Raw genomic sequence first — 21904 nt, forward strand, 5'->3', positions numbered from 1 at the left:
ATATAATCTTTTCAAATTCATACTGTTTAAAATTTAAAAGCCAAATCCAATAAAGGAAATGGCTTTTAAATTTTCATAAAATAACCAAACTTTATTTTCCATCACATTGCTCTCATTATTATTTTGACGATGTTAAATATTAGTCCAGTTATGATTAATATTTATAGCCTGTACTATAATTAAAACAGTAAATATTCACCTGTAAGAATCACTAGATAAAAAACAAGTTAAACATTTTATAAAATATTTAATTTTACTAGTAAAGCTAATAAAATTTGGAGAAGAATTTGAACATTTACTGCTATGTCTGTATCCGTAGTCGTAACTGTAACATTTCTAGAATTTCTAATAACAGTTTCTTGTTTATTAATTTGTTTAATAGATGATTTTTGAAACAATTCTTGTGCTACACGGTCAGCTTTTTCACTGTCTGCTATAGAAACACTTATTATAACCACAATAGCTGCTTGTAATGCTGCTTGAATAGATAAAGCAGCTTTTGTATCTGTAGTAGTAACTTCTACATCTGCTGAATCTACAATTGTAATAGATTCTTCAGAAATTTGGTACGTTTTACTTTCTTGCGCAGCTGCTTCTGAAACGCTAGCATTTTTAAAAGACGGATGAGGATTTGAGGAATCTAATGCACTCCACTTTTTATTTTCATCTGAATGACATGTTTTGTCCATACGTTCACCCCCTTTCAATCTAAATAATTATTAACTTGTGATTGTATTTCAGAAACAATACTTTTAATTTGCTGCTTTTTTTCTGGTGATAAATTTTTTAGTTTTTCTTCATTGATCCCATGCCTATTAAAAATATCTGAGAGTAAAAGGTCTATAATTATATTCTTTTGATCCTTATCAAACTTAAAGGAAGAAAATTTATTTAAATCATCCATTTACAATGTTCACTCCTATCAGTTTCCTATAAAAATTTCAAATAACTACCAGCATTATATGCATTTAAATAAAAATTGCTTGGACAAGTAACTTAATCTTCTATTTTCACTTCTTTTTGCTAATAAAATCAAAAGCTGACTCCTAATAAGAAGACAGCTTTCCTTCACTTCACATAAATATAAGTTTCATTACTGTTAAATCATGTATTTTATCTTTATTTGTAGTTTTCCACACTTGCTTTACCATTAATCTTGAATATTAATTCAGTCTTAATAAAAAGTCCAAGCTTGTACCACGTATTACAACAAAAAACATTTACTTAGAGTGAAAACTTATAGCTAAATATCAATAGGATAGACACTTTATAAAATGTTTAGTTTAACTAATAAAGCTAATAAAATTTGAAGGAGAATTTGAATATTCACTGCAATATCTGTATCAGTAGTTGTTACGGTTACGTTTCTAGAATTTTTAATAAATGTTTTTTGTCTATTAATTTGTTTAATAGCTGATTTTTGAAATAATTCTTGTGTTATTTTATCTGCCTTTTCACTATCTGCTATAGAAATACTTACTACAACTACGATAGCTGCTTGTAATGCCGCTTGGATAGATAGCGCAGCTTTTGTATCTGTAGTAGTAACTTGTACATCTGCTGAATCAACTATTTCAATATATTCCTCAGAAATTTGATCGATTTCATCTGTTTGTATAGCTTCCTCTAAAAAATTTGCATTTTTACTAAACGAATAATAATTTAATGATTCGCAATCTTCTTTTTTTTGATCGCAATCCTCTTTTTTTGGCTCACAATCCTCTTTTTTTGGCTCATGAACTCGTTTTTTCGGCTCAAACTCCCGGTTTAATGGATCCCGATTTTTCTTTCGTCTACAAACTTCACATTCACACATAAAATCACCCCTTTTAATCTTAAAAATTAGCAATATTAAAATATTGACTAACTAATAGCATTTTATGTATTTTTTTAAAATTTGTTTGGACAAGTAACTTAATCTTCTACTTCTTTTTCTAATAAAAAAAGCTGCCTTCTAATAAGAAGACAACTTTCTTTGTGACTACTCTAGAATAGATTTCATACAATATAATTGTTCCTTCCTTATAACCTGAGTTCGTCACTTTAGTTATAAAAATGTGGGTATATCCTATAACCTTTTTTAGGGACCATCCATAATTTATTTCATAAAAAGTGCTTTGTTTTACTGAAAGGTGGTTGCGGAAACAACCGCCTTTTTATTCAGAACAAAATAAAACTTTTATATAAAAGGCCCATAATTAAATACACTTAACTTCATATGATATATTGCATCCTTTCTTTTTAGAATGAGTAGTCGTTACTGAAGGGCACTTTTCGAAGTGCTCTTATCTTTAATCTCCCTCTTTTTTAGGAAGAGTTTTTTTACTAAATCCTAATATGATTTGTATCACTAAGGCTGGTGATTACCACATTTCCTTAATAGCTTCAATGAATACAGTAGCTACTAATTAAAATACCCCTATGATTTTCTCTACACTTAAACAATCGTGCGTTATCGAACACATGAACTATTTTTTATTTTGACTATGTAACACTAAATTCACAAGATTATTATCCTATGTTTGGTGAAGCCTACATTTCAATGCCAGCAATCCCACACTTTTAACTAATAACTTAAACAAATGTGCTATCTCAAGGTTCTTTTGATATAGTATGTTATGTTCTATATAATGAAGAGAGCGCTAGTATTTCCAAGGAGGATGTATATGAGTATTCAATTGGCCACATCTAACGATTTAGAATGGGTTAATAATCAATATGACTCAATAGGATTTGTAAGAAGTGATTTAAAGAGAGATAAAGTTGCAATTATTACATATAACAATGAGTATGCAGGTGTTGGACGATTAGTCCAAATAGATGCAGATACTTTAGAAATGGGTGGAATTTTTATTCTGCCTCAATTTAGAGGGCTACAATTAGCTGGTGAGCTTGTTTCATTTTTAGTGGAAACTGCGAGAAAATCACAAATACAAGATGTATATTGTCTTCCTTTTGAGGAATTAGAAAACTTTTATAAGAAATATGGCTATACTGAAGTCGATACTACGAAAGAAGCAGTCCATCCAATTATTCTAAAAAAATATAATTGGTGTTTGGAGAACTACGAAAAACACGTTCTACTATTTAAATTGTAAATGTAATAAAGCGAAACTTTAATCAGTGGGGGTTTTACTGCCCGTTAATGCGGGATAACAAAGTATATTCTCAATCGTTTTTCTATCAGTACTCCTAATCGGAACCTAAGGATTAATTAAAGATATTTTATCTCTCCTTTTATAAATGGCTGATTAAAACTTAATGTTCCGTCAATACTATAGGTAACATGATTGTATTTCTCCATTCTCCCTTGGAGAGGAGCAGTAAGCTTTTGCTAGCTGCTCTTTTATTTTTTCAAAAAGTCACATAAATATCTTTAATTCCGAACATTCAAAAGATGAAATGTGTTAAAATTGTTATGAAGATATTTACCAACTAATAAATGCGCCCTAGACTTACGTACTAGGGCGCATTTATTTTTTAGTATGTAATTCCTTCACTCATCTATTATCCACAAAATAAGTATCATACGCTTTATCAAAAACATATCCTAACTTTTCTGCTAGGTTAGCAGATGTAGTATTCGCTGCGTCCCAGTTTGGATACTTTCCATTTTCTAAGCAATCCAATATAAGAGCTGCACTAACTACAGTTGCCAAACCTTTTCTTCTATGATTGTGATCAGTCGCAACTTCAATTTCAATTCCATCATTATAAATACTATACGAGGATGCACCGCATACAACTTCTCCGTTATATAAAATGCTATAACCTATACCACGGTTTATATAATCTTCTACCGACTGAAATTGACTTGTAAAATCTTCGGAGATCTTATGTAATGTAGGGCTATTTGCGATATGCTCATCTATTCTTTTTAACTCATATCCTTTTGGAAGTGTTGATATAAAAGATTGTAATTTTGAACGATTAAAAACTTCTGGATTTCGTTTGAATTTATAACGTAAAAACTTATCTATTTTTCTTTCATGGAATGTTTCTAGGCGTTGTTTCCACTCTTCACTATTTACGATAACTAAAATTCTTTCTGGAATATTACGTAATAACTCTTCTGTTTCTTGCACATTTGGGTCTCCAGCGTAAAATGTGAAAATTCCTACCGTAACTTGTGCTACTGTTGGATTTTCAAGATCATTTACCCAAGCAGTACCCATATGTCCTTGTAAATAAGAAAGTAAAACAACGTTATTGAAATCATCAAACATAGAAACTAGTTTTTTTCTTGTACGTATATTCGCTTCATATATCATTTACATTCCCGCCTTCTTTAAAATCAATCGTATTCTAAATATTTAAGATTCAATATATATAATTTTTCAATAAACCACTTACCATATAAGCAAACACCTATTAAACTAAAATTTTATATAATTATAAATTATTCACAAATATAAAATTATTATAACATCTAATAAAAAAAGAGTATCTCACTTTTTAAACTTTAGAATATACATCGTGTATGTATAAACCCTCAACATAATGTATGAGGATTTATCAAAAAATGCGTTATAACTCCTTCTTAGAAATAAAAGATTCCGTCTCACCGTTCTTATATACCTTAGTCAATTTAACAACCGATTTGTACGTGTTATCGTCATCCTTTATCATTTTTTTCAGCTCTTCTATTTCGATATTACCAGTTCCACTCTCTACTTTTAAACAATTTGAAATGTTTAAGTATCCACTAGATGCGAAAAGAATAATGAATGTAATATCAGGAAAATTAATGAATAGTATTCCAAACTTCAAAGGGTTCGCAGCAGTATCCGATAAAACTAATCGAAAATCTAACAGTTCAGGTACTTGAACAAAATCCTTAGAAACAATTGCTTCACCTACGATTGCAACTTGCTTTACTATATTCCCAAGTTCATCTGTAAATTCAGTACATATAGGTGCATCAATTGTTTTCGCTTGTAAAGATAAATTTAATTCTGGATTATGAAAATCGAAAAAGATTGTGCTCCCCTCTGTTAAACATTGCGGGCACACATTTCCTAGCAAGCTAAAGTCCTCTTCAATATATTTAACTTTCGATTTGCAACTACAAACTTTTCCTATTCGGATTGCATCAATTTTTGAGCAATCTACAAATATAACCTCACTGTCTTCTTGTACAAATGATACAATCCCTTTCATCACATTAAACGAAAGAAAATAGGATACAATGATTTCGTTTCCTGCTATTACAATACTTTCAACTTTAGTATACGGTTCTAGACTTTGTAAAAATTCACATATACTATTTTGGCAACATCCACAATCACGTTTCGGCTCACAATCCACTTACACTCCATCCCTTCTTTATATAGAATAGCTAATACATATATATGAAAGGAAAACAAAAAAGCTTGGACAATATAACTTTAACATAGGAATATCGTTACCTATTCATAATATTAGTAAGGGAATTACACCAATAATGAGTAATAACACATAATTTTTACTATAAATACATATAACAATTTCATCTTTCATGAAAAAAACGTTATAATGAAGTGTAGCCTCTACGATTACGTTATAAAGGAGATTAAAACAATGGCTAAAATTAAAGTATACCAAGTAAAAGAAGAAAATATGGAAGCAGTAAAAAACATCATTGATGTTGAGGAACAAAACCCAACTGCTGAAAACTTACAAAATCTATACGCATGTGTATTAGAAACTGAAGATATGGCATTGCCTGAATCATACATTGAAGAAGATATCTTAATTGATTCTATGGAAGTTATGGTTAACGCTTCTCAAAGCAAAGTAAGAGACTTAGGTACATACGATGTAATCGAAGTTCAAAACAAAGGTAAGAAAACACAAATTTTATTACTTGCAGACGAAGAATACGAAATTATCGAAGGCTAATCTAACACCATACATACGAAAAAGCTCCTTTCCAATTGGAAAGGAGCTTTTTCATTACGCTTTTGATGTTTCGCTCTTTTTATTCTTTTGTTGTTTCTTAATTACCATGCGCTCATTTCCCATAAAGAAAATGAATATGAATGCTAATCCAGCTGGTACCAATGCCCACATGAACGTTTGAACAATTGAACTAGAAAGAGCATCAATAATCTTATCTAATATTTGCGGAGGGATTTGAGATCTTGCCGATTCTGATAAAATGGCTCTTGAATCCCCTAATGTGTTTGTATTCATTCCCCCGCTCATACCTTTAAATGCTTCTTCTAATTGATCTTGGAAACCTGTTCTTTGAATCATTCCGAAGATTGTAATACCAAGTGTCATACCTAATGAACGAATGAAATTACTCGTCGAAGTCGCAGATCCGCGCTGTTCCATACCGAAGTTGTGAATAGCTCCCATACTTAGTACAGAGAATGAGAAACCGACTCCAAATCCGATAATGATCATATACACTGTTAATAATGCACGACTTGTTTCTGGCGTTAATGTGCTTAATAAAAATAGTCCAATTAGCATAATAACCGCAGAAATGATCATAATGTTTCGGTAGCTAAGCTTTGTCGTTAAAAAACCACCTAACTGCGCTGTTACGACTGAGCCTAACATCATTGGTAAAAGTAATAATCCTGAGTTTGTTGCAGTGCCACCGTATACACCTTGAATGAATAATGGAATGTATACAGTTGCTGACATAAATGCAGCTCCGTAACATAAAGCAATAATTGTACTCATTCCGAACAAACGTTGTTTAAACATCTCAAATGAAATGATCGGTTCTTCTACTTTACGTTCAATAAAAATGAATGCAATAATTAAAATAACGAATCCACCAAATAAACTTAAAATAAAGTTAGAATCCCAATCATACTTTTGTCCGCCCAGTTCAAGCGCAAACATTAAAGAAACTACTGCACCAACTAAAGTAATTGCGCCAAACCAATCAATTTTTTGCTTTCTATGAACTCGTGACTCTTTATAAAAGAATGTAATAAAAATAAGTGCTAAAACGCCAAGCGGTAAGTTAATATAAAATACCCAGTGCCAGCTTATGTAATCTGTAATATACGCACCAAGCAACGGACCAAAAATACTCGATAAACCAAATACTGCTCCGAATAAACCACCCATTTTCCCGCGCTTTTCAGGAGGGAAAATATCAAAAACGATAGTAAACGCGATCGGCACTAATGCCCCGCCGCCAATACCTTGAATGGCACGATAAATCCCTAACTGTGTAATATTTTCAGCAGTACCACAAAGCGCCGAACCAATCATAAAGACGATTAAACCGAAAATAAAGAACCTCTTTCTACCATACATATCTGATAGTTTTCCGAATATCGGCATACCTGCCATTTCTGCGACCATATAGGCAGAAACGACCCATACAAAGTTTTCAAGGCCTCCTAAATCACCAACGATTGTTCCCATCGCTGTTACGACAATGGTATTATCCATTGATGCCATTAAAATACCTAGCAATAAGCCCGCTACAACAAAGCCGAGCTTATTATTCTTTTCAACCATAACCTTGCTCTCCCTCGTACTACTTATATTTGTTTATGTTCCTTTACGACTGCATTTCCTTTTTGATTAAAACTAGTATGATATTCTACAACACTAATTTCACATCCAGGACCAATTGTAACATTATTTCCTCTTACTACTTCAGCAATCGTATGCTCTAAATAAATCTCATCTCCTTCAATGATAGACGTTTGGAGGCTTCCAGCATGATTTGTAAATGGAATAAATCTCGCTTTTTTACGAACGGTAATCTTCTTACCACCAATTTCTCTTACTTTGCTACCTTCATAACGAAGTGAAATTTCAATATTTTCAGCATTAAGTAATCCATCACTTTCAAGGCCACCAGTTAGTGACAGTTCTTCAACTTCAATATCTCCTTTTACATTTAAAGCGCCTTTCACATCTACGAAATCACCAGTTAATTTCCCCTTAACTTCTATCATACCTCTTACTTTTATTTTTTCAATATGAGCATCACTATGCATTTGTGTATTTCCGTATACTTTTACATATTCCGCATCTACATTTCCTTGTACTTCACTATCTCCATACACGACATAACTTTTCACTTTCATATTACCGCACACTTCACTCGTGCCGTACGTTTTAAATTCATTACAGCTCATGTCATTAGAAATCGTTCCTTCACCGCGAATCTTCACTTTATTATAATCTCCGCCTGCTGAACTACCAGAACCATTAACAGTAAGACTATGTTGATGTTCCATATCATTTTCTCCCTTCCATTAAATCTGCTTCATTTCTTTTACATTTGCGCTTTTATCAACAGTAAGAACACCCGTATATTCGATCAGTTCAATCTCACAGTTCGGTCCTACCGTAACATTATTTCCTCTTACCGTTCTTATGTGAGCATAATCAATATCGATATTGTCACCTTCTAATAGTTCAGCCTCTAATTGCATACCAAATACTGATTTAAACAGCCTACTAAAAGTACTTAGTCTATGTTTTACTTTAATCGTTTGACCACCAATTTCTTTCGCTCGACATGTACCGTGAATATTAATATTTATTTCATCAGCGCTTAGTAATCCACCAATTGTAAATTGTCCTTCTGAAGAAAACGTATCCACTTCACAATTACCATCAATTGTCGCTTGACCATTGACTTTAAATTCTTCACCAGTGACATTTCCACCTACCGTACCTTTTCCTGCAATTTTCAAACTGTTTGCCTTCACATCTTGCGTAATTGTTGCTTTTCCATCAATTCGCATCGTTTCAGCATGAACTGTACCGTCGATTTTACCTGATCCACTAATTCTTGCATTGCTACTTTTCAAATTTCCAGTAACGGCACCGTAACCGTTACATTCAAATTGGTCACATTCAACATTTCCATTCACAGTACCTTTTCCGTTTAATTGCACTTTATGAAACTCGCCACCATTCGATGAACCGTAACCATTTATAATCAAATTATCTGTACGCATACTTTCTCCTCCACTACAACAATTTCGTTTTTAATGCTTCGGTATATTTCATAATCGCTTCGCGTAAAACGATTTTAGTGCCTTTTTCAAAAATTAAATCTTCCACGTTTGAAACTAATAAACATGTAGAAATCCCTAACTTTCGTACAATGATTAAATCACAAGTTTTATGTTTAATTGCTTCATAATTTTCACGTAAAACTTGCAAGACCATTTTTCCTTCTTCTAAACTAATATCTCCCGATTGTAATAATTCTTCTAACATGTACACATAAAGAATATCTACAAATTGAAACTCTGCTGTTTTATTCGTTTGTTCTATGAAAAATTGTAAAACTGGTTCTGATGCAATCCCCTTACGTAAAATGTCTTCCTTTGTTAAAAGAATTTCTCTCACACTCGGTGAAAACATATTCGCTAGTTCATCAAGTGATAAATCCTCTTTCATCGTTTGGATTTTATCAATACGCTCTAATATCTTTTCTTTCGGAAAAAATGTCTCTTGACCCGTGAATGTTGACTTTCGTACAAACCAATCTTCCGGTATTAAATTTTTTCTTTTCCACCTATATAACTGTCCGTATGAAATGCCAGTTAGTTCTAATAAATCTTTTTTTGAAATCAAATCTGTACTCAACTGTATAACACTCCTTCCTGATAACAATGTAACATAACACTGTTACGCTGTAAATAGACTTTTATCACAAGTAGCGTAACAATGTGTAAAACAAACCTATTCCTACATACAAAAAAGGCTCTTACACATCTTATGAAAATGCGCAAAAGCCCTTATATATCAAGATTTAAACCAAATATTATAAAAATCAATCCAACCTTGTGAATTAATCATTATATTTTGGACTTTTTCATGTGTACTTACCTCTTGTTTATTACGATACAAAGGAATAATATGAATTTGACGTAACAAAGTATCCTCAATATCGCGTAACAATGTAACTCTTTTCTCTAATTCTTCTTGTTTAAAATAAATAGACAACTTTTCATAAAAGTCCATGTTGCTTTGTCCATGAATAAAACTATTTTTTGTAAGAAACATATATAATAGACTATCTTCTATTCGTTCGCTTATTGTGGCACTATCATGCATCATATCAGCCTTTTGTATCGTACTTACTTCCAATAGCTCTTCTATATCAAGAAAATTATTTTCTACACGAATCCCGTACTTCGCACACTCTTTTTGTATCCATTGTGCATCTTCAACATGATCTCGTCCTGTAAATGTGTAGAGCTGTAGCACTTCATTATGATAAGTACTCCTTTTAATTAAACTTTCTACATCTTCCTCAATCTCTACAATGCTTTCACCTGCTAATATTAGTTTCTTTGCCACTTCTCCACGTTCTCCGCCGAGTTCTTGAACGATTGTATAACCATGAATGATTTTATATAACGCTTTCCGAAATAACTCATCTTGCATTGGTCCTTCTTTCGTAAGATTACATGTTATATATGTCACGTTCGACTCAAGCCGAGACAATTCTTTATTATGTTTTTCTTTATCTTTATACTGCGCCTTTACTAAAACATCGTATGTACTTACACCTTGTTCTACATTCCACAACTCAACACGATCTAAAAAAGGTCTTTCACGAAAATATAAAGGATGACCTTCTAAAATGAACAGATTTTCATTACTTTTATATAATTGAAAAGACCCTGTTCCAATTAGCTCTCCTGCTTCATCTTCATTCACGATAGAACACTGTTCTGCACTTATCATATGTAAAAACATTTTATTTTCCGTTTGTAATTGAATTTCGACAACGTAGTCATCCACTGAACGGATACTTTCAACGTGTTGTAACATCCATGCGTGTGCATTATTTTCCAGCTTCATAAATCGATTCAATGAGTATATAACATCATGTGCAGTAAGTTGTTTTCCATTTTGAAAGTGAACTCCTTTTCGTAAATAAAACGTCCATATTTTTTCAGCGTCATTATATTCCCAGTGAAATGCAAGTCTTGGCTCTATAATGTTTGTATTACCGTCTACATACACGAGTGTGTCGAATATATGTTTTACCATATGACATTCTGAACGCATTGTAGCGTATACAGGATCTAATGTGATATCTAAATTCATTTGTACTTGCAACCGGAGTACATCTCTTCTCCCTTCAGATGTCATTTCAATCTTATGACCAAATATTGAATCTACCCAGCAGTGATATTCTCCCTTTACTGACGGAAAATGTGAGCTATAGCGTTCCACAAATATGCTTCCGCTTTTCACATCCCCTTTTTTCGTTATTTCTTTTCCTCTATCTAAAATTAAAGACATCGGGTGCTTTTGAAATATTAACTTAGAACGATTTCCCCTGCCGCGACCTGGAAACCACTTGATCCAATTTAACTCATCTAATTTTTTTATAATTAATTTACTATTACGCTCTGTACAAAATAATGTTTCAGATATATTTTGCACTGTTACTTCCAATCGTTCTCCCTCTTTTTTCCCTTTTCCATAAGCAATCCATAGTTCAATATATTGATCTAAAATAAACATCATAATCCCCCTAAAAGGTGAAAAATACTTCCTATTGTTTCTACCCTTTTTCCAATTCTTCTTTCATCTTATCATTTCAATATAGAAAGGAGGAATTAATATTGAATTATCTCTTACTTCGTTACAATAAACCTATTTTTATTAGACTGTGTGGTGAATTATTAACTCGAACGACTGAATCTATGCTAGCTATCATTATGATTATTTACGTTAATAAAATGTTAAACGGCAATGTAATAATAACTATGCTGATTTTCGGATTACAGCCACTTTCAGACATTTTATTTACACTTATTGCTGGAGGAATTACTGATAAATATGGCCGGAAAAAGATTATGTTACTCGGCTTATTGCTACAAAGTGTTGCAATCGGTAGTTTCGTTTCCGCTCAATCCGTTTTTATATTTGCACTGTTATATGTCATTAATGGCATTGGCCGTTCCTTATATATTCCGGCTCAACGTGCACAAATTGCTGATTTAACAAAAAAAGAGCAGCAAGCAGAAATTTTTGCTCTTCTACAAACGATGGGAGCAATTGGATCCGTAATCGGCCCTTTAATCGGTGCAAGTTTTTATAATACTCACCCAGAATATTTATTTATCGTGCAAAGTGTAACCCTTACGATATATGCCGTTGTTGTTTGGACCCAGCTCCCAGAAACCGTTCCGACTATAAGTAAGGCGAAACAAACAATTGAGGCAAGTTCACCAAAGCAATTTGTTTTTAAACATTACGCCATATTCGGTCTTATGTTTTCTACACTTCCTATTAGCTTTTTTTATGCACAAACTGAGACGAATTATCGTATTTTTGCAGAACATGTATTTCCTAATCTCGTATTCATACTCGCATTTATTTCAACATGCAAAGCCATTTTGGAAATCATTCTACAAATCTTCCTCGTAAAATGGTCTGAACGATTTTCTATGGCGAAAATCATCCTTATTTCTTACGCCTGCTATACGATAGCTGCAGTTTGCTTTAGTTATTCAACGACGATATTGTCGTTGTTCTTCACCTTACTCTTTTTAGTCATTGGAGAAAGTATTGGTTTAAACCATTTATTGCGATTCGTTTCAGAAATTGCACCTCATGATAAACGTGGTTTATATTTTTCAATTTACGGTATACACTGGGATATATCTCGAACGTGTGGACCTGTTATTGGTGCAGTTTTATTAAGTAAATTAAATGGAAGTATGCTGTTTTATATTTGTGCTAGTTTCTTATTAATTGGAGGTATTGTTCAAGCACTGTTTGTTCAAAATTTAGAACGTAAAAAAATCATGAACCAGCCTACACATAATTTATAGGTTACTACTTTTTCAGTAGATCAATATTTCTTATTGGATGAATATTAAAAAACAAAAGTGAAGTATTTCGCATATGAAAGTATGTTTTATATGGCAGGAGACGTTCCTTATTTACAACTAAAAACACCTCACTTCAATAAAGTGAGGTGTTTTTGAAATCACTTAATTTCTTATCCTGCCATTTTATTAATACTATCCTCTGGTGAAAATACAGAAATATGATCTACCTTACCAGTCGATTTTGGAATGACAAATTTCAGCTCATACTGGTTATTTACTTTGTATACATATATTTTATCTTCACCATTCCCTTTAACTGAAGATGGTTTTCCTAACGCTTTTTCAATTTCTTGTAATGTAATCGATTTTAGTTCTGCATGATATGAGCGTACATCAAAAACTTGTGACCCTTTATTAAATCCGAAAACAACATTTTTATTTGTAAAAGTTGCGTACATTCCATTCCCTGCATATTCGGTTTTGTTTGCTTTTCCCCACGCTTTTTCAATTTCTTCAATATCCCCTGTATGGGCTCCAAATGGTACATTAGGTACTTTTCCTTCTTTTGCTAGTTCAAACAAATCTTTAACGTGGTTAATTGATTTTTGATTAAGTGTTCTATCTTTCGAATCTTGCTCAGGTGATGGTTTTGTTGTTTTTTCATTACTTGGTTTTGCTTCAGGATTTTTCTGTTCTTCTGAAGAATTGCTTTGTTCATTTTTATTATTTTCCAAGGTTGGATTTGTTTCCTTTTTTTCGTCTGTCCCATTACATGCTGCTAGCGCAAACATACATGCTAAAGCCAAAAACAACATGACTATTTTCAAATACCCTTTCATCATTTTACCCCCCTATTGCATCTTATTCATTTCGATAACCAACCCATTACACTACTTTTCAAATTATGTTTGTTCCAAAAAGTCAGTGCTTCATTCTCTCCAAAGGCTTGTACAAAATATGTTACAAAAGCTGTTCCTAAAAAGTAACCAAGTCTGTTATATCCGAAGTAACTACCTCCTGATAAACGGAACCATTCTTTCTCTTTTTCATCTGTCCATCCTTCAACATAATCTTGTAAAAAACGTTTCTTTATTTTCTTTATAATATTGTAGCCATGGATCACCGTCACTATTATATGAGTAGTAAACAGACTCATTTAAATCTTTAACGATTTTTTTTGATAAATAAGTTGCAACACCTTCACGATACAAACTTACCGACGCATCGGTCCATTCAGCCCTAGTCCAATCCATTCCAGTATTTTGTAGCATAACATTATGATATATATGACCTATTTCGTGAGCAGCAATAACACGAAGATGATTCAAATCTGGAGATAATTTTTCTGCCGCAAAAAATATGTCTCCAATGATTTCCCTTTCTACAAATGCATTTGAACCAAATCCTCCAACGAATAAATGGAATTTCATATTTACATCAAAGTTATATTTATTACGATATTCATTTGTTACCTCTTGAATAATGATTGGTAATGATTCTGCAATAATACGAATATCTTCTATTTTTGCGGGATATTGTTTAATGGCATTAGAAAGATGTTCTTTCGTTTTAGGACAATGATACTTAAAGTATTCTTCAAATATCTCTGAATGCGAAGTAAAGTATCGATTAAGGAGTTCTAATTCTAAATCGTCACTTTCCCATAATTTTAAAAAACTTGGAATTATATTGTTAATCACTGTATTCATCTCCTTATTTAAACCTTCTCTTCTCAATGATAATATCCTCTATCTATAGCTGAAAATATGCCGTCACAACAGCTCCTTGAAACAGAAAAAAACCAGTAGGAAGTGATTACTCTTTTCCTACTGGTTGAAATGAAATTAAACGGTAAATCTTAGTTTCTTAAAAAATGTAGCGATAGTGCTTTTTACAGTTTCAAAATTATAAGCAAATGTATTATCTCCACTTAATGATGAAATACATGTTAAACCTGCAGCTTTAATAAAAGCTTTTACATCTACAAGCATAGAATTAGCCTCCATGAATTTAATTACAATCATTATAACAGGTGTTTTACGAAACTAACATGAAAGTAATAAATAATCCTACTTAATAAATAAATTTCTATTATTAATTTATCCCGCTATTTGCCGGGCAGTAAGATCCCCACGTCGAAGCAAAGAAGTTAGATGGGGGTAAGGGCTGCCCGTAAAAGCCCGATTGGTAGGGCTAATAATCAGTGGGGATGAACCCCCCACTGATTAAAACTTCACTTTATTTAGCTCAAAGTACACCATTTCAATGTCATATAAAAAAGCTGCCCCAAAAGGACAGCTTTAAATATGTATATTACACTTCGATTGACTTACCGTCTTCAACAATATGATAAAGTAAGTGAGCTAAATGATGAATTGGACCATATTCTTCCTCTTCCTCATCTGTTTCACCTTGGTATTCCAGATCATTTAAGTATAGTGCTAAAAATTGATAGTATAGTTTTAAATCAAATCCATAACACGCAGTTGGTTCTTCATGATCTCCTTCATATTGTAACATTAAGTATTGATCATTTCCTTCTGCATCTTCTGCATCAAAGAATACGAAGAAGCCAACGTTTGTGTCTAAATCAAATAAATGACGAGTACCTTTTTCAGTTGCTTTATTGAAGTCCTCTTCACTTAATTTATGTACTGTTGTCGCTTTTGCATTATCTTCTTGATGGAAATTTACTGTAAATGATTTCAATGCTGACACCTCCTGATTGTATAATACTAGCATAACATATAAAAAGGACTGCTTACAAATGTAAACAGTCCTGCTACATTCATTTCCGCATTGCTCGTAGTAAAAAACTCACAATGAAGATCAAAATAACCGCACCAATTAAAGCAGGAATGATTGCAAATCCGCCTATTACAGGACCGAAACTACCAAGTAATTTCGTACCAATCCAAGAACCGATAATACCAGCAATAATATTACCAATTACACCACCTGGTACATCCCTTCCAGTAATTAAGCTTGCAAACCATCCTAATAAACCACCAACGATTAAAGACCAAATCATATAATAACCTCCTTTATATTTAACCAATCAAAATATAATTAGAAACAATTGCTTATCATTAGTTATGTGACATTTTTCATAAGTTATTCATGCTGCTCAACTATAAGATTTTTGAGAATAATACACACCGATAAACTATTTTTCGAACTAACGATTTATCCGACTTGTTATTACACACATTAAGGACAATCTGGCTTCAATATTGTTCGCATAAACTCTTCTTTAAAAGCAGTATAGTTAAAACCAACAGCAATTCTCTGAATCGGCCGATCATCAAACCTTGTTGGTTCAGCTATTTTTCTAAAATCAGCTACACTTTGGCCCCTAGTCACATCATTTGTCGTACTAATCCACACTGCCGATTTTTTATATTCGAAAATACTATCGTTTATAAACGAGACAAACGGTAGTAAATCGTGTATGGGACTTCCACCAATACCTGGATATTCTTTTTTATAAAAATTCTCATAATAAAAATCAATCATTGGTTTAATGAGTTTCGCCTGTCCAGTTCCTTGTTTATCTATTATATTGGCCATTTCAGGCGTAATAAGCGCACCCTGTGTTACATTTAACGGGTATATAGTAGCGTTTTTCGCATATTTCATAACAATATTTGCTGCAATTGGATCACCATAAAAATTCGCTTCAGATACTGGTGTAACATTACCTGGAAATAGGAAAGCGCCGCCCATTATATAATACGAACAAATACGATCCATTATATTTGGATACAATAAAAATAACGTAGCAAGCGTCGTTAGTCTTCCTGTCGCCACAATTATAATATCTTCTGGACAAGGTTCGATTAATTTGATTAATTCACAAAAATTTTCTCGTTTACAAATTCTCATTTCAGGTGGAATAATAGGACCTAAACCATGATCCCCATGGATTTCAGGGAAAAACAAAGGTTCTTCAGCTGTCATCGGCCTACTCGCACCTTCAATAATTTTCACTTGTGTAGCATAGTACCTTTCTAAAAAATAAACATTTTCCGTAACGATATCTCGTGATACATTCCCGTACTCTGCAACAATACCTAGAATATCTAATTTACATGTTTTATTTGCATAAATTAACGCTACGGCGTCATCAATACCAAAGTCTCCAAAAAAGATGATTTTCTTATTAACTATTCTCACCCCTCTTCAGCATAATCTACTATTATTATTATGTGAAAAAGACAAGGCGGTGAAACAGCGCAAACTAAAAAAGCCGCCTATTTATTGGCGACTTCAATCTTTTTATAAGACAAATATGCTAGTACATTTTTACTTGAATCGTATTTCGGGTTATTTCCTTTTCTTGGCTCTCTCATATGTGTCTTTTCAAATCCAGGAATGTCTGGCATTTTCCCCATAAATTCAAGCATTTCTTCCTCAGTACCTTCAATGCGTACACGAATCATAATAACTATTCCTCAATTCACAGTTTCTCTGTACTAAGTATATCGTACTTCAGAAAGACTGCAACACATTTATCTTTTTAATGTTGTACTTTTTTTACATATAAACATAGCCATTTCAGTATAGAACGAATCTACTTTATTATTTTTAAGTTGAATATTAAAATATTCCTTCATTTCGTTTGGTGCTTTCATCATACATTCTGTTAATTTTTCACGCTTTTGTACAGGGACATCCATCATATTACACCACCAGTCAAAATCAAACTTCTTATCAAAAGTAAGACATGACTGCATTTGCAAACCGTTTTTTTCTAATAAAGTAAGACATTCTGTCTTTTTTAGAGCTCGTTCATGACTTGGGTCCCGCTTCTTTTCTATAAAATTATAAAATGTATCATATTCATTATTTTCTGGCGAAACATTATCTATTAAGATGAATAATCCATTATCCTCCAACGTACGATTTACTTCATAAATAAATTGAGCCGGATTCGTAAAATGATGGGCTGCAATCCGGCATGTAATTGTATCAAAAAAATGATCTGCAAATGGTAAATCCTCTGCGTTTCCTGCTACAAAAGATACATTTTCATGACCATTCTGCTTTATAAAACTTTTTGCTTTTTCTAACATTTGTTCTGTTAAATCAAGTGCAACTACTTCTTCAAACATAGGTGCTAACATATTCGCAACATGTCCGCCACCAGTAGCAACATCAAGAAGACGATTATTATGGCGAGATTCAACTTGTTGAACTACATGCTGTAAGTCCTGTCCTTTAGCATGTATTTTACTATTCACATACTTATCTGCATTACTGCCAAACTGTTTTTTCACAAGCTCCTCTTTACTCATTTTATCATCTTCTTTCTATTGTAATTTACATATACGATTCATATAATTATTACAATTCTCTTCATGTATTTTCAAATCCTCTTTTCATCTCACTTCTTATCGTGCTGTCCTATCATCAACATAATATAAATTTTACTTTTACTATTAAACAAAAAAGGCTACGGGAACTTCTCCCCTAACCTGATTAAATATTTATTACATTTTCATTTCTTCATATACGTCTATATAATATAAATCCTCTTTCAACTTCATAATAACATCTACTTCGTTATAAGTAGCCTCACGAGCATGTAATCCAAATTGATCCATACCAATCCATATCCATCCAGGTGTATGATATAAAACATCTATGTTAAAATAATCTAATTTAGTAAGCTCCGATGTAATAAATTTATCTTTATTAGCGATTTGTTTATCTAGTAAACCATATTCTTTTCCATTTTCAAATAGCGATATAAATTTCCCTACAATCGGATGTTCACGAACAATAAAATGATATTCCTTTTCCTCTACATTTGCCACAATCAAACGAGAAACAGATAAATCAGCCCCCGAATTCGACATATTTGTTTATTCACCTCCTTATATAGGTCTCTTCAATATAATAACAAATGAATATTCAAATCAGATTAATATAATGTAAAAAATAAAAAAGCTGACTTCCCTTTAGAAATCAGCCTTTATAATTTGATCAACTTTATACTTTTACAAATTATTATAATGTTTCTTTTTCCTCATCATTTCCGGAAACTAAACTTCCTATAGCATCTGCTGTTACTTCCACTACAAATTCACAAATACCTGCTACAACTTCTCCAATTACTTCATCCATCTTTTTACTCCCTTATTTTATGTAACTTATTTGTAGTATAGAAGAAATTGGTGAATGTAAACTATCGAAAAAGGTGACATAAACCTTACAGAATTGTAAGCTCTTTCATCCCTTTACTTCCCCCCTTTGAAACTCCAAGTATTTTTAGCAGACATATAGGCCATCATAATATGAAGCAAGTAATAATCAAGTGTCAGGAGGCGTTTAATATGTATTACGTAAAATTAATTAAAGGTCAATCGTTCTACGCTTTTGATCATCGTTTCTTAGTGTCTGAAGAAGAAAAGGTTTCAGAGAAAATCTATAATTACTTACGACGTAATGAATTTTTTGAAGTACGTAAAGAAGAATATTCCGCTTAATTACAAAAAGCATTAAGAAAAATATCATCTTATTGTGATATACTCTTAATGCTTTTATGTAAATTGCTTCTTTTCAACAATTGTTGTTGACTCTATTAAATAATCTAGTATTTGTCCAAGCTAATTCGTCACCTCCTCATATTCTAGTATATGAGGAGGTGACGAATATGACTCATATCATTGATTACCAAGCTACTCAACCTATAAGTAAAACTGGTGAAACAACTTTTGCAATCCCTTCTTCTCCAAATAAAGCAATTTTAGCAAATTTGAAATTGAGAATTTCAAGTAGAGATTCACGTAATAATCGAGTAGAATTAATCGCTACAATTGGTGTAGAAGGTATAACTGGGACTTCACAAGTTTTATTCCGAATTTTCCGTGATAACATTGAAATTTTTAATGCACAAGTAGGTATTGAATCTACAGATTCTGAACAATTTTATGTACAAACATTTCAAGCTATAGATCAAAACGTTGGCAGTGGAACACACGAATATTCATTAACTGTAGAAAACCTTACTAGTGGTGCAAGCGCAGAAGTTGTTGGCCCACTATCTTTTAGCGCTTTAGCTATTGGACAAGAGCGTAAATGTTGCTAAGTGAAATTAATTTTTAATTTTGTACTTGAGAAAAGCAAGACGTAGTTATACGTTCTTGCTTTTTTATTTTCCCTATTTTAACCATATGTCTTTTACATTTCAATTGCTTATTTCATCAATTAACGAATCAAATTTTCGGCAAATCAAAAAGATTGAAATCCATTTATGAAACACGTAATATAGACTCTGACTCTGAAAAAGTTCGTATGAAAATAATACATAAATAAGGAGGTTTTATATACGAGTTTTTCATTTTAAAAGATGGAGAGGTTTTATGTTATGTGGCGTAATAAAAACGTTTGGATTGTTTTAATTGGGGAGTTTATTGCAGGTCTAGGATTATGGCTTGGTATTCTTGGCAACCTTGAATTTATGCAAAAATATGTCCCTTCTGATTTCATGAAATCAGTTATATTATTTATCGGACTATTAGCCGGTGTTCTAGTTGGACCTATGGCTGGCCGTGTCATCGATCAGTATGAGAAGAAAAAAGTTCTTCTTTACGCTGGGTTTGGTCGAGTTTTAAGTGTTATTTTTATGTTTTTCGCTATTCAATTTGAAAGTATCGCATTTATGATTGCATTTATGGTTGCTCTTCAAATTTCAGCAGCATTTTATTTCCCTGCATTACAATCTGTGATTCCACTCATCGTAAGTGAGCATGAGTTATTACAAATGAACGGTGTACATATGAATGTTGGTACAATCGCTCGTATTGCAGGTACTTCACTAGGTGGAATTCTTTTAGTTGTGATGAGTTTACAGTACATGTATGCCTTCTCAATGGCAGCATACGCCTTATTATTCCTCTCGACTTTCTTCCTACAATTCGAAGATAAGAAATCAACAACACCAAGTAAACAAGCTGCAAAAGATAATAGCTTTATGGAAGTATTTCGTATTTTAAAAGGAATTCCTATTGCTTTTACAGCACTTATATTAAGTATTATCCCTCTATTATTTATAGCTGGGTTTAATTTAATGGTTATTAACATTAGCGAAATGCAACATGATCCTACGATTAAAGGGTTCATATATACAATTGAAGGTGTCGCATTTATGTTAGGTGCCTTCGTAATTAAACGTCTATCTGATCATTTCAAACCTGAAAAATTACTATATTTCTTCGCAGTTTGTACTGCTTTTGCACACCTATCATTGTTCTTTAGCGATATAAAATGGATGGCTCTTACATCATTTGGTTTGTTTGGGTTTAGTGTTGGCTGCTTCTTCCCTATTATGTCGACGATTTTCCAAACGAAAGTTGAAAAAAGTTATCATGGTCGCCTCTTCTCATTCCGTAATATGTTTGAAAGGGTTATGTTCCAAATCGTCTTACTTGGCACAGGGTTCTTCTTAGATACAATTGGGTTACAATATATGGTTCTCATCTTCGGAGTCGTTTCATTATTGATTATTTCTATTTCCCTTTCTAAGCAGAAACATTATGAAAAACAGCATTCGCAATCTGCGAATTTATAAAATAAACAAAGAAGTATGGATATAATATTGAAGCCATACTTCTTTGTTTTATAATACGCCTATTTATTACGTTTATTGAAATTACCTAAAGGAGTATCCCTCTTTTATTTCGAATAGATTATAAAAAGTACTCTTTATAAAAGGAGTGGTAAAATGTCTGATGGCATTGAAGTATTTATTGTCCTGCTCTTTGCAATTGCTCTGTTTAGCATCCTAAACTTTTTAGCCATTTCCTTATCTGGACGTAGTTTTAAAAAAAGAATCGTGGCAGGTTTCATATTTTTACTACTGACTCCCATTATCTTTTTGACTATCGCAACATTTGCTTCTATATTCGATAAAGCAGGATTTGGCGCAGGTACGTTAGCCTTTATGATCGCAAGCGTATATATAATAAATGGAATAGTGCTTCTGCTTTCCTCTTTATTTATCCTCAAAAAAGACATAACATAGGCTATAGTACTAGCATGAATCTGACTTTACACTAGATTCATGCTTATTTAATTTCTCCTAAATTTTTATATGAAATTAAATAATTCTTTAAAAAAAT

General features: G+C 32.5%; 25 protein-coding genes and 1 pseudogene. 7 read left to right on the forward strand and 19 right to left on the reverse strand.

Going from position 1 to position 21904, the window contains the following annotated elements; all coding sequences use genetic code 11:
* Positions 1–236: 236 nt before the first annotated feature.
* The 3 genes from QCI81_RS01380 to QCI81_RS01390 all read right to left on the reverse strand — a co-directional run bounded on the left by QCI81_RS01380 (position 237) and on the right by QCI81_RS01390 (position 1816).
* On the reverse strand, positions 237–689 hold the full coding sequence (locus QCI81_RS01380) for a spore coat protein (RefSeq protein ID WP_000361677.1): 453 nt from the start codon (positions 687–689) through the stop codon (positions 237–239).
* Positions 690–703: 14 nt separating this feature from the next.
* Positions 704–904, reverse strand: a complete 201-nt coding sequence (locus tag QCI81_RS01385) for a spore coat protein W (protein ID WP_000342253.1) — start codon at positions 902–904, stop codon at positions 704–706.
* A gap of 363 nt (positions 905–1267) precedes the next feature.
* Positions 1268–1816: a spore coat protein gene (locus QCI81_RS01390; RefSeq protein ID WP_353810595.1), complete on the reverse strand. Its 549-nt coding sequence runs from the start codon at positions 1814–1816 to the stop codon at positions 1268–1270.
* A gap of 850 nt (positions 1817–2666) precedes the next feature.
* On the opposite strand from QCI81_RS01390, the gene QCI81_RS01395 reads away from it, so the two are divergent.
* On the forward strand, positions 2667–3098 hold the full coding sequence (locus QCI81_RS01395; protein WP_000027161.1) for a GNAT family N-acetyltransferase: 432 nt from the start codon (positions 2667–2669) through the stop codon (positions 3096–3098).
* A 402-nt stretch (positions 3099–3500) separates the two neighbouring features.
* Here the strand turns inward: QCI81_RS01395 and QCI81_RS01400 are convergent, their stop codons facing one another.
* Entirely contained in the window at positions 3501–4271 is a 771-nt protein-coding gene (locus QCI81_RS01400; protein WP_000638744.1) for a GNAT family N-acetyltransferase, read from the reverse strand.
* A 256-nt stretch (positions 4272–4527) separates the two neighbouring features.
* Positions 4528–5307: a BC_2878 family exosporium-associated protein gene (locus tag QCI81_RS01405; protein WP_071732084.1), complete on the reverse strand. Its 780-nt coding sequence runs from the start codon at positions 5305–5307 to the stop codon at positions 4528–4530.
* Positions 5308–5559: 252 nt separating this feature from the next.
* On the opposite strand from QCI81_RS01405, the gene QCI81_RS01410 reads away from it, so the two are divergent.
* On the forward strand, positions 5560–5880 hold the full coding sequence (locus QCI81_RS01410) for a hypothetical protein (protein ID WP_071732083.1): 321 nt from the start codon (positions 5560–5562) through the stop codon (positions 5878–5880).
* Positions 5881–5934: 54 nt separating this feature from the next.
* Here QCI81_RS01410 and QCI81_RS01415 read toward each other — a convergent pair whose 3' ends face one another.
* From QCI81_RS01415 to QCI81_RS01435, 5 genes are all read right to left on the reverse strand, one after another.
* Complete coding sequence (locus QCI81_RS01415; protein ID WP_071732082.1) at positions 5935–7470, reverse strand: MDR family MFS transporter; 1536 nt, start codon at positions 7468–7470, stop codon at positions 5935–5937.
* Between the two features lie 23 nt (positions 7471–7493).
* A complete protein-coding gene (locus QCI81_RS01420) occupies positions 7494–8201 on the reverse strand; it encodes a polymer-forming cytoskeletal protein (protein WP_000401031.1) in 708 nt (235 codons plus the stop codon).
* A gap of 18 nt (positions 8202–8219) precedes the next feature.
* Positions 8220–8930: a bactofilin family protein gene (locus tag QCI81_RS01425; protein WP_001258371.1), complete on the reverse strand. Its 711-nt coding sequence runs from the start codon at positions 8928–8930 to the stop codon at positions 8220–8222.
* A 13-nt stretch (positions 8931–8943) separates the two neighbouring features.
* A complete protein-coding gene (locus QCI81_RS01430) occupies positions 8944–9567 on the reverse strand; it encodes a YhbD family protein (RefSeq protein ID WP_000102246.1) in 624 nt (207 codons plus the stop codon).
* Positions 9568–9726: 159 nt separating this feature from the next.
* The gene (locus QCI81_RS01435) at positions 9727–11463 is read right to left on the reverse strand and encodes an ABC transporter substrate-binding protein (RefSeq protein ID WP_353810596.1); all 1737 of its coding nucleotides are present in this window, start codon (positions 11461–11463) and stop codon (positions 9727–9729) included.
* Between the two features lie 101 nt (positions 11464–11564).
* Between QCI81_RS01435 and QCI81_RS01440 the strand changes: the two genes are divergently transcribed.
* Positions 11565–12779, forward strand: a complete 1215-nt coding sequence (locus tag QCI81_RS01440) for an MDR family MFS transporter (protein ID WP_071732080.1) — start codon at positions 11565–11567, stop codon at positions 12777–12779.
* A gap of 170 nt (positions 12780–12949) precedes the next feature.
* Here the strand turns inward: QCI81_RS01440 and QCI81_RS01445 are convergent, their stop codons facing one another.
* The 9 genes and pseudogenes from QCI81_RS01445 to QCI81_RS01485 all read right to left on the reverse strand — a co-directional run bounded on the left by QCI81_RS01445 (position 12950) and on the right by QCI81_RS01485 (position 18640).
* Complete coding sequence (locus tag QCI81_RS01445; RefSeq protein ID WP_071732079.1) at positions 12950–13621, reverse strand: YjgB family protein; 672 nt, start codon at positions 13619–13621, stop codon at positions 12950–12952.
* A gap of 23 nt (positions 13622–13644) precedes the next feature.
* A pseudogene (locus tag QCI81_RS01450) lies at positions 13645–14488 on the reverse strand (aminopeptidase).
* 135 nt (positions 14489–14623) lie between these two features.
* Positions 14624–14770: a hypothetical protein gene (locus QCI81_RS01455; RefSeq protein WP_000959551.1), complete on the reverse strand. Its 147-nt coding sequence runs from the start codon at positions 14768–14770 to the stop codon at positions 14624–14626.
* 322 nt (positions 14771–15092) lie between these two features.
* A complete protein-coding gene (locus tag QCI81_RS01460) occupies positions 15093–15488 on the reverse strand; it encodes a hypothetical protein (RefSeq protein ID WP_000834885.1) in 396 nt (131 codons plus the stop codon).
* Between the two features lie 79 nt (positions 15489–15567).
* Positions 15568–15810 carry a GlsB/YeaQ/YmgE family stress response membrane protein gene (locus QCI81_RS01465; RefSeq protein ID WP_000638310.1) on the reverse strand — a complete coding sequence of 81 codons (243 nt, stop codon included), beginning with the start codon at positions 15808–15810 and terminating at the stop codon, positions 15568–15570.
* Between the two features lie 179 nt (positions 15811–15989).
* A complete protein-coding gene (locus tag QCI81_RS01470) occupies positions 15990–16955 on the reverse strand; it encodes a nucleoside hydrolase (protein WP_071732078.1) in 966 nt (321 codons plus the stop codon).
* Between the two features lie 77 nt (positions 16956–17032).
* Positions 17033–17221, reverse strand: a complete 189-nt coding sequence (locus QCI81_RS01475; RefSeq protein WP_000621885.1) for a DUF3970 family protein — start codon at positions 17219–17221, stop codon at positions 17033–17035.
* Between the two features lie 69 nt (positions 17222–17290).
* Complete coding sequence (locus tag QCI81_RS01480; RefSeq protein WP_353810597.1) at positions 17291–18076, reverse strand: class I SAM-dependent methyltransferase; 786 nt, start codon at positions 18074–18076, stop codon at positions 17291–17293.
* A gap of 195 nt (positions 18077–18271) precedes the next feature.
* Entirely contained in the window at positions 18272–18640 is a 369-nt protein-coding gene (locus tag QCI81_RS01485) for a hypothetical protein (RefSeq protein ID WP_000071473.1), read from the reverse strand.
* Between the two features lie 477 nt (positions 18641–19117).
* On the opposite strand from QCI81_RS01485, the gene QCI81_RS01490 reads away from it, so the two are divergent.
* The 4 genes from QCI81_RS01490 (at position 19118) to QCI81_RS01505 (ending at position 21807) form a co-directional block, all read left to right on the forward strand.
* On the forward strand, positions 19118–19270 hold the full coding sequence (locus QCI81_RS01490; RefSeq protein ID WP_000291907.1) for a YqbF domain-containing protein: 153 nt from the start codon (positions 19118–19120) through the stop codon (positions 19268–19270).
* 167 nt (positions 19271–19437) lie between these two features.
* Positions 19438–19872, forward strand: coding sequence for an exosporium protein ExsC (exsC, locus tag QCI81_RS01495; protein WP_000148807.1), 435 nt, complete (start codon positions 19438–19440; stop codon positions 19870–19872).
* Between the two features lie 279 nt (positions 19873–20151).
* Positions 20152–21354, forward strand: coding sequence for an MFS transporter (locus QCI81_RS01500; protein WP_000269265.1), 1203 nt, complete (start codon positions 20152–20154; stop codon positions 21352–21354).
* Between the two features lie 153 nt (positions 21355–21507).
* Complete coding sequence (locus QCI81_RS01505) at positions 21508–21807, forward strand: hypothetical protein (protein ID WP_071732076.1); 300 nt, start codon at positions 21508–21510, stop codon at positions 21805–21807.
* The last annotated feature ends 97 nt before the right edge of the window (positions 21808–21904 follow it).

The sequence above is a fragment of the Bacillus cereus group sp. MG20 genome (genome assembly GCF_040459885.1).
Classification (GTDB): Bacteria; Bacillota; Bacilli; order Bacillales; family Bacillaceae_G; genus Bacillus_A; species Bacillus_A cereus.

Bases quoted from the DNA above. Each gene is read 5' to 3' on its own strand.
- QCI81_RS01420 (WP_000401031.1), bottom strand. From the start codon at position 8,201: ATGGAACATCAACATAGTCTTACTGTTAATGGTTCTGGTAGTTCAGCA.
- QCI81_RS01385 (WP_000342253.1), bottom strand. From the start codon at position 904: ATGGATGATTTAAATAAATTTTCTTCCTTTAAGTTTGATAAGGATCAA.
- QCI81_RS01500 (WP_000269265.1), top strand. From the start codon at position 20,152: ATGTGGCGTAATAAAAACGTTTGGATTGTTTTAATTGGGGAGTTTATT.
- QCI81_RS01445 (WP_071732079.1), bottom strand. From the start codon at position 13,621: ATGATGAAAGGGTATTTGAAAATAGTCATGTTGTTTTTGGCTTTAGCA.
- QCI81_RS01395 (WP_000027161.1), top strand. From the start codon at position 2,667: ATGAGTATTCAATTGGCCACATCTAACGATTTAGAATGGGTTAATAAT.
- QCI81_RS01380 (WP_000361677.1), bottom strand. From the start codon at position 689: ATGGACAAAACATGTCATTCAGATGAAAATAAAAAGTGGAGTGCATTA.
- QCI81_RS01390 (WP_353810595.1), bottom strand. From the start codon at position 1,816: ATGTGTGAATGTGAAGTTTGTAGACGAAAGAAAAATCGGGATCCATTA.
- QCI81_RS01465 (WP_000638310.1), bottom strand. From the start codon at position 15,810: ATGATTTGGTCTTTAATCGTTGGTGGTTTATTAGGATGGTTTGCAAGC.
- QCI81_RS01505 (WP_071732076.1), top strand. From the start codon at position 21,508: ATGTCTGATGGCATTGAAGTATTTATTGTCCTGCTCTTTGCAATTGCT.
- QCI81_RS01435 (WP_353810596.1), bottom strand. From the start codon at position 11,463: ATGTTTATTTTAGATCAATATATTGAACTATGGATTGCTTATGGAAAA.
- QCI81_RS01400 (WP_000638744.1), bottom strand. From the start codon at position 4,271: ATGATATATGAAGCGAATATACGTACAAGAAAAAAACTAGTTTCTATG.
- QCI81_RS01480 (WP_353810597.1), bottom strand. From the start codon at position 18,076: ATGAGTAAAGAGGAGCTTGTGAAAAAACAGTTTGGCAGTAATGCAGAT.
- QCI81_RS01410 (WP_071732083.1), top strand. From the start codon at position 5,560: ATGGCTAAAATTAAAGTATACCAAGTAAAAGAAGAAAATATGGAAGCA.
- QCI81_RS01425 (WP_001258371.1), bottom strand. From the start codon at position 8,930: ATGCGTACAGATAATTTGATTATAAATGGTTACGGTTCATCGAATGGT.
- QCI81_RS01485 (WP_000071473.1), bottom strand. From the start codon at position 18,640: ATGTCGAATTCGGGGGCTGATTTATCTGTTTCTCGTTTGATTGTGGCA.
- QCI81_RS01490 (WP_000291907.1), top strand. From the start codon at position 19,118: ATGTATTACGTAAAATTAATTAAAGGTCAATCGTTCTACGCTTTTGAT.
- QCI81_RS01475 (WP_000621885.1), bottom strand. From the start codon at position 17,221: ATGATTCGTGTACGCATTGAAGGTACTGAGGAAGAAATGCTTGAATTT.
- QCI81_RS01455 (WP_000959551.1), bottom strand. From the start codon at position 14,770: ATGCTTGTAGATGTAAAAGCTTTTATTAAAGCTGCAGGTTTAACATGT.
- QCI81_RS01415 (WP_071732082.1), bottom strand. From the start codon at position 7,470: ATGGTTGAAAAGAATAATAAGCTCGGCTTTGTTGTAGCGGGCTTATTG.
- exsC (WP_000148807.1), top strand. From the start codon at position 19,438: ATGACTCATATCATTGATTACCAAGCTACTCAACCTATAAGTAAAACT.